The organism is Bradyrhizobium sp. 23AC (genome assembly GCF_054863025.1).
The window spans coordinates 47180-59455 of record NZ_JAVAYN010000009.1 but is presented as its reverse complement, the minus strand read 5'-3'; the positions used below and the strand labels follow the sequence as shown (position 1 = coordinate 59455).

Genomic DNA, 12276 nt, shown 5'->3' with positions numbered 1-12276 from the left:
CTGTGGGGTTCACAGCTTACCCATCACGTCGCCACGAAAACCGTAAATCGTCTTCTTGCCCGCCATGGCGACGAGTTGGACGTCGCGGGTCTGGCCGGGTTCGAAGCGGACGGCGGTGCCGGCGGCAATGTCGAGGCGCATACCGCGGGCGCGTCTGCGGTCGAATTTCAGCGCGGGGTTGGTCTCGAAGAAATGGTAGTGCGAGCCGACCTGGATCGGGCGGTCGCCGGTGTTGGCGACCGTCAGCGTGACGGTCTTGCGGCCGGCATTGAGCTCGATCTCGCCGTCCTGGATGAAGAGTTCGCCGGGGATCATTCTATCCTCCTCGTCATTCCGGGGCTCGCGCAGCGAGAAGGCCGGAATCTCGAAACCAAAACCTCTGGATTCCGGGTTCGATGCGGCGCCCCGGAATGACGAATTCGAATTACCTGATCGGCTCGTGCACGGTGACGAGCTTGGTCCCGTCCGGAAAAGTCGCCTCGACCTGGATGTCGTGGATCATCTCGGGAATGCCCGGCATCACCTGGTCGCGGGTGAGGACCTGCGCGCCGGATTGCATCAACTCGGCGACGGTGCGGCCGTCGCGCGCGCCTTCAAGGATGAAATCGGAGATGATGGCGATCGCCTCGGGATGATTCAGCTTGACGCCGCGGTCCAGCCGACGGCGGGCCACGATGGCCGCCATCGAGATCAGAAGCTTGTCCTTTTCGCGGGGAGACAGGTTCATGAAGAATCTCTTCCGTTCAACACGTCAATTCAGCCGGTCAGTTAAGCCAGAGTCGCGGCAGGGCCGTTCCAGTGCGCGCCAGCACGGCCATCATGTCGGCCCGCAACCGCGCCGCATCTTGGGCACAGAACCGGGCCATTGCAAAGCCATTCCACGCCGAGATTCCGACCTCGCCGGAGAATGAGTCCGAGGCCTCGCGAATGCGCTCGATCAGAGCCTCGTCACCGGGCACGATCAGCGCCGTGCCGATCGCGGCACCGCCCTTGGCGACAGCGGATCGCTCAAGCTTTGCGCCGATATTGCCGTCGAGCCTGATGGTCTCGGCAAACACCAGCCTGCCACCACGCCGTAGCCGCCAGCGGTCGACGAACTCGCCCTGCTCCATCCGCTCGCCCATGGCAGTGCGGCCGAACACCACGATCTCGCAGAGCAGGAGCGAGGCGGCATCATCAAGCTCGATATCGAAGCGGCGGTGGACCCGGGCGCGGTCAAACAAGATCGTTTCCTGGGGCAGCCAGGACAGATGCGCTCCCGCGTCCACCTTCAAGGAAATGTTGAGCCGCGCCGCCGTCCCGGGCGCGCGATAGACCTTTTCGGCGGCCGCCGTAGTCAAGGTCAGGCGCGAGCGCTCGCCCGCCGCGATGTCGATCTCGAAACTGTCGCCACCGGCAACGCCGCCCGCCGTGTTGACGAACACGCCGGAGAGCCCCTCGCCTTCCGGCGAAGGAAAACGCACGCGCAGCGAGCCGGATTCATGCAAGACGCCGCGCCGCGTCACGCCGTCACGCGCATGGACGTCGAAGCGCACCGCGCCGCGGGCACGGTTTGCCTCGAAAACCCCTGACGTGACCGAAACGTCGCTGCGCATCCGCCTCCCCCAGCCGGTCGCGGCAGAACGGCTTACAGCGCCATCTGGCGGCTGATCTCGCTCGCGTCCAAATTGGCGCGATCGCAGGTGAATTTCACCGCACCGCGATCCATCACGGCAAAACTGTCGCCGAGTTCGCAGGCAAAGTCGAGATATTGTTCGACCAGCACGATGGCGATGTTGCCGAGGTTGCGCAAATAGGAGATGGCGCGGCCGATGTCCTTGATGATCGAGGGCTGGATGCCCTCGGTCGGTTCGTCGAGGAGCAGCAATTTCGGCCGCATCACCAGCGCGCGACCGATCGCGAGTTGCTGCTGCTGGCCGCCGGAGAGATCGCCGCCGCGCCGGCCGAGCATGGATTGCAGCACCGGAAACAGCGAGAACACGTCATCCGGAATGTGCTTGTCCTCGCGCTTGAGCGGACCGAAGCCGGTCTTGAGGTTCTCCTCGACCGTGAGCAGCGGAAATATCTCGCGGCCCTGCGGCACAAAGCCGATGCCCTTGCGCGCCCGCTCATAGGGCTTGAGGCCGGTGATGTCGCTGCCGTCGAGCACGATCGCGCCCGACGAAATCGGATATTGCCCGACCATGGCGCGCAAGAGCGAGGTCTTGCCGACGCCGTTGCGCCCGAGCACGCAGGTCACCTTGCCCGGCTCGGCCGAGATCGAGACGCCGCGCAGCGCCTGCGCCGCGCCGTAGAACAGATTGATATCCTTGACCTCAAGCATCGCTCAGCGTCCCAGATAGACTTCGATGACCCGCTCGTTGGACGAGACCTGGTCGATGGTTCCTTCGGCGAGCACGGTGCCTTCGTGCAGACAGGTGACCTTGACACCGAGCTCGCGCACGAAGGTCATGTCGTGCTCGACCACCATCACGGTGTGGGTCTTGTTGATCTCTTTCAGCAGCTCGGCTGTCAGATGCGTCTCGACGTCGGTCATGCCCGCGACGGGCTCGTCGACGAGGAGCAGTTTCGGGTCCTGCGCCAGCAGCATGCCGATCTCGAGCCACTGCTTCTGGCCGTGGCTGAGGCTGCCGGCAAGTCGGTTGCGGGCCTCGGTGAGACGGATCGTCTCCAGCACCTTGTCGATGCGCTCGGACTCGGCCTTGCTGCCGCGCCAGAACAGCGTACCCTTGACACTGTGATCGACATTGAGCGCGAGCAGGAGGTTGTCCTGCACGGTCTGGCTCTCGAACACGGTCGGTTTCTGGAACTTGCGGCCGATGCCGAGCTCGGCGATGCGAGTCTCGTCCAGTCGCGTCAAATCGGTGACGCCGTCGAACAGAACCGTGCCCTCGTCGGGCTTGGTCTTGCCGGTGATGATGTCCATCATCGTGGTCTTGCCGGCACCGTTGGGACCAATGATGGCGCGCATCTCGCCGGGCTCGAGTGTCAGCGACAGATTGTTGATGGCGTGGAAGCCATCGAACGAGACGTGCACGCCGTCGAGATAGAGCATTGCGGAGGTCGCGCGGTTATCCATGACGTTCATTTGCGCCTACTCCGCCATCTTGGGTTCGGTGACGCCGTCTTCGGCCGCAGCGCTCGCGGCGTTGCGCTTATCTTTCGACGAGTCCCACCAGGCGTTAAAAGTGCCGACAATGCCCTTGGGCAGCAGCAGCGTCACCAGGATGAACAATGCGCCCAGCATGAACAGCCAGTACGGCGCCAGCACGCCCGAGGTGAAAAACGTCTTGGCGTAGTTGACGACGACGGCCCCGAGCGCGGCGCCGACCAGCGTGCCGCGGCCGCCGACCGCGACCCAGATCACCGCCTCGATCGAATTGCCGGGCGCGAATTCGCTTGGATTAATGATGCCGACCTGCGGCACGTAGAGCGCGCCGGCGACGCCGGCCATGCAGGCCGAGACCGTAAACACGAACAGCTTGTAAGATTCGACGCGGTAGCCGAGGAAGCGCGTGCGCGACTCCGCGTCACGCACCGCGATCAGCACCTTGCCGAGCTTGGAGGAGACGATGGCGCGGCAGATCAGGAAGCCTGCGATCAGTGCCAGACAGCTCAGCGCGAACAGCGCCGCGCGGGTGCCCTCCGCCTGCACGTTGAAGCCGAGAATGTCCTTGAAGTCGGTCAGGCCGTTGTTGCCGCCGAAGCCGAAGTCGTTGCGGAAGAAGGCGAGCAGCAGCGCATAGGTCATGGCCTGCGTGATGATCGACAGATACACGCCGGTGACACGGGAGCGGAACGCGAGCCAGCCGAAGCAGAAGGCCAGCAGGCCGGGCACGAGCAGCACCATCAGCGCCGCGAACCAGAACATGTCGAAGCCGTACCAGGTCCAGGGCAGCTTCGAATAGTTCAGGAACACCATGAAGTCGGGCAGGATCGGATTGCCGTACACGCCGCGGGTGCCGATCTGCCGCATCAGATACATCCCCATCGCGTAGCCGCCAAGCGCGAAGAAGGCGCCGTGGCCTAGCGAGAGAATGCCGCAATAGCCCCAGATCAAATCGATCGAAAGCGCGAGGATCGCGTAGCAGACATATTTGCCCCAGAGCGCGACCAGATAAGTCGGCACCTGCAGGAACGAGCCCGCGGGCAGCAGCAAATTGGAGAGCGGGATGAGGATGCCGCAGGCCGCGACGACGGCAAGGAAGATCGTCGCGCTGCGGTCCAGCGATCGCGTCAGCATGTGAGGGGTCATGCTTCCACCGCACGGCCCTTGAGCGCGAACAGGCCGCGCGGGCGCTTTTGAATGAACAGGATGATGAGAACCAGGATGGCGATCTTGCCGAGCACGGCGCCGGCGACCGGCTCCAGGAACTTGTTGGCGATGCCGAGCGTGAAGGCGCCGACCAGCGTGCCCCAGAGATTGCCGACACCGCCGAACACCACGACCATGAAGCTGTCGATGATGTAGCTCTGGCCGAGATTGGGGCTGACATTGTCGATCTGCGACAGCGCCACGCCGGCGATGCCGGCAATGCCGGAGCCGAGCCCGAAGGTCAGCGCGTCGACGCGCGAGGTGGCGATGCCCATCGAGGCCGCCATGCGGCGGTTCTGCGTCACCGCGCGCATCTCGAGGCCGAGCGCGGTGTAGCGCAGCATCGCGAGCAGGATCGCGAACACGGCGAGCGTGAACACGAGGATCCAGAGCCGGTTATAGGTGATGGTGATCTGGCCGAGCTCGAAGGCGCCGCTCATCCAGGAGGGATTGCCGACCTCGCGGTTGGTCGGGCCGAACATGGTGCGCACGGCCTGCTGCAGCACCAGCGACAGGCCCCAGGTCGCGAGCAGCGTCTCCAGCGGACGCCCGTAGAGGAAACGGATGATGCTGCGCTCGATCAGCACGCCGATCGCGCCGGCGACGACAAAGGCCAACGGCACCGCGATCAATAGCGAATAGTCGAACAGGCCGGGATAGCGGGTGCGGATCACCTCCTGCACCGCGAAGGTGGTGTAGGCCCCGATCATCACCATCTCGCCGTGCGCCATGTTGATCACGCCCATCACGCCGAAGGTGATGGCGAGCCCGATCGCGGCGAGCAGCAGCACCGAGCCGAGCGAGAGGCCGTACCAGGCATTCTGCACCATGGACCAGACCGCGAGCGAGTTCTGGATCGAGCCGATCGCGCTCGCGGCGGCCTTGGTCACCGACGCCGGCTGGTCGCCCATGCCTGTGAGCAGGGCCAGTGCCTCCTGATCGCCGCGCCCCTTGAGGGTGGCCACCGCCTCCAGCTTCTCGACTTCGGTGGCGTCCGACTTGAACAGCAGGATGGCCGCGCGGGCGTCGCCGAGCGCAGCCTTGACGGATCTGTTGGTTTCCTTGGCGAGCGCACCGTCGACCGCCTCGAGCGCGGTCTCCTCATGCGACTTGAAGACGGATTGCGCTGCCTGGAGCCGCGTCCCGACGTCCGGCGACTGAAGCGTCAGGCTGCCCAGCGCGGCGTCGACGCTGCGGCGCAGGCGGTTGTTGAGGCGGACCGCACTCGCGCTGTCGGGAACGCTGGCCACCGCCTGGCCGGTCGCGGCATCGATCGACTTGCCGTCGGTGCCGGTGACGTAAACCTTCTTGCTGTCGAGGTCGGCCATCAGGCGGCCGTCCTGAAGCGCACTGATGATGGGGAAAGCCAGCGGATTGCCGCTGCTTGCGACCACACCGATCGCCTCGTCGGTATCGGAATAATCATCGTTGGCGAATTTGGCGACCGCATCCTCGAACGGACCGGCGAGGGCCGGCAGCGTGAACGCGATCAGGAACAACGAGAGCGCAAGCGAGCAGAGGCGCGCGGACAAATGGGCTGGCACTGTGAATGACCCCGGCAGAAATGAGTGGAGAAGGCGGCGGGATCGCCGCCTTCTCCGGGCGTGCTATGGCGTGTCAGATCCGGATCAGGAGCCCGAACCGAGGCACTTGTTCGTCTTGGTGTTGAAGTTGCCGCACTTCTTGCCGACCCAGTCGCCGACCAGGTCCTTGGAGCCGTCGAGCTCCTTCGACCAGGCATCGCCCGCGACGAGACCCGGGGTCTTCCAGACCACGTCGAACTGGCCGTTGCCCTTGATCTCGCCGATGAACACCGGCTTGGTGATGTGGTGGTTCGGCAGCATCTTCGACACGCCGCCGGTCAGGTTCTTGGCTTCAATGCCCGGGAGAGCGTCGATCACCTTGTCCGGATCAGTCGACTTCACCTTCTCGACCGCCTTGACCCACATGTCGAAGCCGATCACGTGCGCTTCCATCGGATCGTTGGTCACGCGCTTCGGATTCTTGGTGTAGGCCTGCCATGCCTTGATGAACTTCTCGTTCTCCGGCGACTTGATCGACTGGAAGTAGTTCCAGGCGGCGAGATGGCCGACCAGCGGCTTGGTGTCGATGCCGGCGAGCTCTTCTTCACCCACCGAGAACGCGACGACCGGGATGTCCTTCGCCTTGATGCCCTGGTTGCCGAGTTCCTTGTAGAAGGGAACATTGGCGTCGCCGTTGATGGTCGAGACCACCGCGGTCTTCTTGCCGGCCGAGCCGAACTTCTTGATGTCGGCCACGATCGTCTGCCAGTCGGAGTGACCGAACGGCGTGTAGTTGATCATGATGTCTTCCTGGGCGACACCCTTCGACTTCAGATAGGCTTCCAGGATCTTGTTGGTGGTGCGCGGATAGACGTAGTCGGTGCCCGCGAGCACCCAGCGCTTCACCTTCTCGTCCTTCATCAGGTAGTCGACGGCGGGGATCGCCTGCTGGTTCGGCGCTGCACCCGTGTAGAACACGTTGCGCTCGCTCTCCTCACCCTCGTACTGCACGGGGTAGAACAGGATGTTGTTCAGCTCCTTGAAGACGGGCAGCACCGACTTGCGCGACACCGAGGTCCAGCAGCCGAACACGACCGAGACCTTGTCCTTGGTGATCAGCTCGCGCGCCTTTTCGGCGAACAGCGGCCAGTTCGACGCGGGGTCGACGACGACGGCCTCGAGCTTCTTGCCGAGAACGCCGCCCTTCTTGTTCTGCTCGTCGATCAGGAAAAGGATGGTGTCCTTCAGCGTGGTTTCGCTGATGGCCATGGTGCCGGAAAGGGAGTGCAGCACGCCGACCTTGATGGTGTCATCCGCGGCCTTGGCGCCAGTCAATGAAGCCAGACCGAGCACCAGTCCGGCGGTCGCGGCGAGCACGCCGCGGCGGCTAAATGACGCCGCTATATCGTGAGTGGATTTGCTAAACATGAGTGTCTCATCTCCCTGACGCAGACGTGAAAAACGCTGCGAAACGGCCCCACGGCCGCCTGCGATTAACGGATTCGCAAGAACCATGCCATGGACTGGGCACCTGCCAACCAATTGGTTTTGCTGACAAAACTGCCAGAAATCAAAGTTTCCCGCCCCGGAACCAGCCCAAATCTTGAGCAATCCAAATGTATGCCAAAGCGGCAGGCTGGTCGTTTTCTAAGCAAAATGCCCGTTCTGGCTAAATTTCCGGCATAACTATTTTTGCACTGCAATCGCCATTTTGGGCGAGCTTGCCTTGAAAGCGCCCCCTCGATGTTCCATATGAGCGGCCGAGACCTCTTGCGAATCAAGCGGTCGTCGCGAGCCGCGTGTTCTTAAGCCCTTACGGGCCTCTGGCTTGCCCCATATCTCCCAAGCCATCCGACACCCCAAACACGCAGGTGTCTTCTCGACACCCTTTTGCGTGCGCCGCGCTGAATGCGCCGGGCGTTGCGCTTTTGACATGGAAAGAACCCCTCTTTTGACTTCGTTTCAGGACTTCGGCCTCGCCGAACCCATCGCGCGCGCTCTTCAAGAAGAGAACTACGTCACCCCCACCCCCATCCAGGCCCAGACCATTCCCACGGCGCTGACCGGCCGCGACGTCGTCGGTATCGCCCAGACCGGGACCGGCAAGACCGCGTCCTTCGCGCTGCCGATCCTGCATCGCCTGCTCGAGCACCGTATCAAGCCACAGCCCAAGACGACCCGCGTCCTGGTGTTGTCGCCGACCCGCGAACTGTCCGGCCAGATCCTCGACAGCTTCAACGCCTATGGCCGCCACATCCGCCTGTCCTCGACGCTCGCCATCGGCGGCGTTCCGATGGGCCGCCAGGTCCGCTCGCTGATGCAGGGCGTCGAAGTGCTGGTCGCCACCCCCGGCCGCCTGCTCGACCTCGTGCAGAGCAACGGGCTGAAACTGTCGAGCGTCGAGTTCCTCGTGCTCGATGAAGCCGACCGCATGCTCGACATGGGCTTCATCAACGACATCCGCAAAATCGTCGCCAAGCTGCCGATCAAGCGGCAGACGCTGTTCTTCTCGGCCACCATGCCGAAGGACATCGCCGAGCTTGCAAACGCGATGCTGCGGGATCCCGCCCGCGTCGCGGTGACCCCTGTCTCCTCGACCGCCGAGCGCATCAATCAACGCATCGTCCAGGTCGATTTCTCCGCCAAGCCCGCCTTCCTGACCAAGCTTCTGAAGGACGAGCCGGTCAACCGCGCCCTGGTCTTCACTCGCACCAAGCACGGCGCGGACAAGGTGGTGAAGTCGCTCGAGAAGGCAGGCATCCCCGCCAGCGCCATCCACGGCAACAAGTCGCAGAACCATCGCGAAAGGACGCTTGCCCAGTTCCGCTCGGGCGAGATCCGCACCCTGGTCGCCACCGACATCGCCGCCCGCGGCATCGACGTCGACGGCATCAGCCACGTCATCAATTTCGACCTGCCCAACGTGCCGGAAACCTACGTCCACCGCATCGGCCGCACCGCGCGCGCCGGCGCCGACGGCACCGCGATCTCGCTGGTCGCAGGCGGCGAGGAACTCAGCTATCTCCGCGACATCGAACGGCTGATCAAGGTGGCACTGCCGCGCGAAGATCTCCGCACCGACGCCGGCCGCCGCGATGCGGGTCCTCCCGCGCCGCAGCAACGACAGGGTCGCGGAGGCCGCCCGGGCCAGCGTCCGCAAGGTGCAAGGCATGGCGAGGGACGCCACGGTGACGGGCGTCGTAGCGACGAACGACATTCCGACGGACGCCACCATAGCGCCGGCAAGCACGGCGATGGACGCCCCGGTGAAGGCCGACATGGCGGCGAAGCGCGACATGCTGACGGGCGGCCCGGCAATGGCCCGAAGGGCTCAAAGGGGTCTCGTCGTCCACGCTCTGGCGGGAAGACGCATTCTTCTGCAGGCAGTCGTCCAGAACAGCGTTCCGCGCATAGCGCCGGGGCAGCTGATGGGATACAAGGCGTTGCCTTTTTGCGCCGTGAGAGTCGGCCGAACGGCCAACCGAACCGCAAACCCTATTCGCACTAGCCGTCCACGACCTGGAGAAATTCATGGCTAAGGAAGAGCTGATCCAGTTCGAAGGACTGGTCACCGAAATCCTCCCCGACGCACGCTACCGCGTGCAGCTCGACGCCGGACACGAGATCGTCGCCTATACCGCCGGCAAGATGAAGAAGAACCGCATCAAGACGCTGGCAGGCGACCGCGTGACGGTGGAGATGTCGCCCTATGACCTCGAGAAGGGCCGGCTGATTTTCCGCCACAAGGACGAGCGTCCCAGCGGGGTGGGTGGACCACCTCGTCCGGGCCAGCGCGGCGGTCAGTTCCGCCGTCGCTAGGCGCCTGAGCGGAACTAAGATTCCGACCTTTATGTGGATCCGCCGCGGACATCGCGGCGGATCAAAAAATCGTGCATGTCCGGATTGTTTTGAGGCCTCAATTCCGATAAAATGAATTTATCGATTTTCGGCCGGACGACATTAGCATCCACCGGTACAGCCGGTTCAGACACGCTGACGACCCTTCCAAAAATTCGATCTAACCGGCCTGCGCAAGCAGGCTCTAACATTGTGTTATCTGAGAAGGGACTATCCCCGTGAGCATGGGAACCGTGAAGTGGTTTAACGCGACCAAGGGCTTCGGCTTCATTCAGCCCGACGACGGCGGCCAGGACGTGTTCGTCCACATCAGCGCTGTGGAGCGTGCGGGCCTCGGCACGCTGCGTGAAGGCCAGAAGCTTTCCTACGAGATCGTGGCCGACCGCCGTTCCGGCAAGTCGGCAGCGGACAACCTCCGCTCCGAAGGCTGAGCCTCCGAGCGTTGGGCCGATCGGCTCGCGCAAGCCAAAGAAAACAAGAAGGCCGTGCGCGACGCACGGCCTTTTTCATTTTAGCGCCTGCTCGCGGATGTCAGCACGTCGATTGGTTGTTGTTATCTGGATAGGGATAGGGAACGCAGGCGACCTGGCGCGGTCGGGTGTAGGACAGATCGCCCAAGGGTATGCTCGACTTCAACACATAGCCTACGGAAGGCGTGTAAGTGTAGCTCGCCTCGCTGAGTATGAGGTAGGTCGACGGAATCAACAGCGACGCAGGAATCATGCTGGTGACCTTGTCGCCGGGCTTGCGGGCCGAGGTCGCCAGCGTCGCTTGCGTCGCACCGCTCGCAATGGTGCCGGCCCTGCTCCACTGGATCGTGGCGATGCTGTTGGCATCGATCTGGATCTGGGAGACCGTGCCCTTCACCAGGGTAGCGTCGTAGGGCATGATGACCGAGATGCTCGCCGTGAACGTATCCTTCATGTCGGCATCGGTGAGCTTGACCGACTGCGATGCCAAATCGGACAGAGCCCGCGCGATCAATGTGACCTTGCGATCTATCGCCACGGCCGACGAGAACTCGACGGTGCCGAAGAACATCACCAGCATCAGCGGGACGATGACCGCAAATTCCGTCGCCGCGAGCGCGCGCTTGTCGGCGACGAAGTCGCGCACGGAACAACGTGCATTCCGCCAGATATTCACAATCGCCTGCATCGGTCCGCTCGGATCCATCTGTCTCAGAAGGGTTCGTTCTTGAAGGCCATGGTAGCCACCATCAGCCGTTTGTTGCTGCACCCGATATTGTAACCGAGGCCGGTGACGATGAGCGGCCACTGATAGAACAGCCGCACCACGACCACCTGGCCGGAGGTCCCGGCACTGTACTGCATGCCGGTCGGGTTGAAATTGCAGGAATCGCCGTAGTTCGTCAGGCTTAGCGATCCGAAGGAGCTGGTGCTCACGACGTCGACGTAGAGCTTGCTGCAATCAAACAGCGCCGGGATCTGCGTGCACACATAAGCCTTGAACGTCGTCTGGTCGCACGCCATGACCACGTTGGGCGTGGTCTGACAGGCCGCCACTGAACCGCCCTGCGCTTGCGCCTGGCCGGTCAGAATCGCGCGCGCGGAATTTTGCGTGATGGTCTCGAGCACCTGGCTCGCGAAGAACATGAGCGCCGTTTCGACGATGGCGAACAGCAGCCCGAAGAACATCGGTGCGACCAGGGCGAATTCGACGGCCGCGGAACCGCGGCGGTTGCCGCAAAACCGGCCTAGCGCTTTCCGGAGTGTGAATCTCGAAGGTGCAGGCGATGGCATCGCGTCAAATTCCCCAGCAACGGGCGATCAACTGTCCCGTTCAATAGCGGAAACTGATTGTCTAAGTGTTTCAGGCGATCCGCAGCCGACGGACCGCGCCGTTAAGAATGCGTTAACCAGCAGCGCCCCGAGCCCACGGAAAGCGCGGCGCGGGCGCAGAGCCCTCTGCCTCGTATCCCCAAAGCGAGCCTGGCGGGATGCTGGCTGCGCAAACCCGCCGATCAGTGCCGCTAGTTGGACTTGGGCGGACCGCCGCCACCACCGCTGGCACTGGCGCTCAGCGAGCCGGCCTGGCTCATCGTGTTATTGAAGTAGGTGTCGCTGTCGCCGAGCGTCACGCGACGCTGGCAAAGCGGCACGCAGCTGTAGGACTCGCGCTCGATCCCGCGATAGACGGTGACGAGCCGGTCGCTCGGACCTTCGACCTGGATCTGGCGATCGACCAGAATCTCGCCGGCCCGGTCGAGCGCGATGAAATTGGTGGCACCATAGCCCTTGCCGGTCACGACGATCATGCCGCCGGGTTGGAGCGTGACGTCGGCGATCAGGGGATTGCCGACCACGATGGTCGCCACCTTGCCGGGCAGCCGCACCAGCTTGGCCTGGTCGACATTGACCGCGATGGTGTCGGCGGTGGGGTCGGCAAGGCCCGCAGCCGGCGATGCCAGCACCGCGGCCGCAACCAGAAGACAAACGCGCGCCCGTTGGCGCAGCAATTCCTTACGCATACTCTTACCCCCGGGACGTCACAAACCGGCAGAAGCGACTCGATACAACGGAGCCAGTGCCCGACCCGGCTAACCTGCCCTTAATTCGT

General features: G+C 63.4%; 14 protein-coding genes. 3 read left to right on the top strand and 11 right to left on the bottom strand.

The window, feature by feature from the left end:
• Positions 1-9 precede the first annotated feature (9 nt).
• The 8 genes from RAD10_RS21990 to urtA all read right to left on the bottom strand — a co-directional run bounded on the left by RAD10_RS21990 (position 10) and on the right by urtA (position 7266).
• The gene (locus RAD10_RS21990; protein ID WP_461619231.1) at positions 10-315 is read right to left on the bottom strand and encodes an urease subunit beta; all 306 of its coding nucleotides are present in this window, start codon (positions 313-315) and stop codon (positions 10-12) included.
• 109 nt (positions 316-424) lie between these two features.
• Positions 425-727 (bottom strand): urease subunit gamma, encoded by a 303-nt coding sequence (locus RAD10_RS21985; protein WP_007605424.1) that lies wholly within the window; start codon positions 725-727, stop codon positions 425-427.
• Between the two features lie 37 nt (positions 728-764).
• Complete coding sequence (locus RAD10_RS21980) at positions 765-1595, bottom strand: urease accessory protein UreD (protein ID WP_461619230.1); 831 nt, start codon at positions 1593-1595, stop codon at positions 765-767.
• Between the two features lie 32 nt (positions 1596-1627).
• Positions 1628-2323, bottom strand: coding sequence for an urea ABC transporter ATP-binding subunit UrtE (gene urtE / locus RAD10_RS21975; protein WP_018318770.1), 696 nt, complete (start codon positions 2321-2323; stop codon positions 1628-1630).
• Positions 2324-2326: 3 nt separating this feature from the next.
• Positions 2327-3088: an urea ABC transporter ATP-binding protein UrtD gene (gene urtD, locus RAD10_RS21970; RefSeq protein ID WP_018318771.1), complete on the bottom strand. Its 762-nt coding sequence runs from the start codon at positions 3086-3088 to the stop codon at positions 2327-2329.
• 6 nt (positions 3089-3094) lie between these two features.
• The gene (gene urtC, locus RAD10_RS21965; protein ID WP_461619229.1) at positions 3095-4255 is read right to left on the bottom strand and encodes an urea ABC transporter permease subunit UrtC; all 1161 of its coding nucleotides are present in this window, start codon (positions 4253-4255) and stop codon (positions 3095-3097) included.
• Complete coding sequence (gene urtB, locus RAD10_RS21960; protein WP_461619228.1) at positions 4252-5859, bottom strand: urea ABC transporter permease subunit UrtB; 1608 nt, start codon at positions 5857-5859, stop codon at positions 4252-4254. Before urtB ends, urtC begins: the two co-directional genes overlap by 4 nt.
• An 84-nt stretch (positions 5860-5943) precedes the next feature.
• The gene (gene urtA, locus RAD10_RS21955; RefSeq protein ID WP_026202068.1) at positions 5944-7266 is read right to left on the bottom strand and encodes an urea ABC transporter substrate-binding protein; all 1323 of its coding nucleotides are present in this window, start codon (positions 7264-7266) and stop codon (positions 5944-5946) included.
• 505 nt (positions 7267-7771) lie between these two features.
• On the opposite strand from urtA, the gene RAD10_RS21950 reads away from it, so the two are divergent.
• The 3 genes from RAD10_RS21950 to RAD10_RS21940 all read left to right on the top strand — a co-directional run bounded on the left by RAD10_RS21950 (position 7772) and on the right by RAD10_RS21940 (position 10127).
• Positions 7772-9346, top strand: a complete 1575-nt coding sequence (locus RAD10_RS21950) for a DEAD/DEAH box helicase (protein ID WP_461619227.1) — start codon at positions 7772-7774, stop codon at positions 9344-9346.
• Between the two features lie 23 nt (positions 9347-9369).
• Positions 9370-9657 (top strand): translation initiation factor IF-1, encoded by a 288-nt coding sequence (infA, locus tag RAD10_RS21945; protein ID WP_008131890.1) that lies wholly within the window; start codon positions 9370-9372, stop codon positions 9655-9657.
• A gap of 257 nt (positions 9658-9914) precedes the next feature.
• Entirely contained in the window at positions 9915-10127 is a 213-nt protein-coding gene (locus RAD10_RS21940) for a cold-shock protein (protein ID WP_028142093.1), read from the top strand.
• A 100-nt stretch (positions 10128-10227) separates the two neighbouring features.
• Here RAD10_RS21940 and RAD10_RS21935 read toward each other — a convergent pair whose 3' ends face one another.
• From RAD10_RS21935 to RAD10_RS21925, 3 genes are all read right to left on the bottom strand, one after another.
• Entirely contained in the window at positions 10228-10854 is a 627-nt protein-coding gene (locus tag RAD10_RS21935) for a TadE/TadG family type IV pilus assembly protein (protein ID WP_461619315.1), read from the bottom strand.
• Positions 10855-10877: 23 nt separating this feature from the next.
• Entirely contained in the window at positions 10878-11459 is a 582-nt protein-coding gene (locus RAD10_RS21930) for a TadE/TadG family type IV pilus assembly protein (protein ID WP_461619226.1), read from the bottom strand.
• 230 nt (positions 11460-11689) lie between these two features.
• A complete protein-coding gene (locus RAD10_RS21925; protein ID WP_461619225.1) occupies positions 11690-12187 on the bottom strand; it encodes a pilus assembly protein N-terminal domain-containing protein in 498 nt (165 codons plus the stop codon).
• Between the last annotated feature and the right edge of the window lie 89 nt (positions 12188-12276).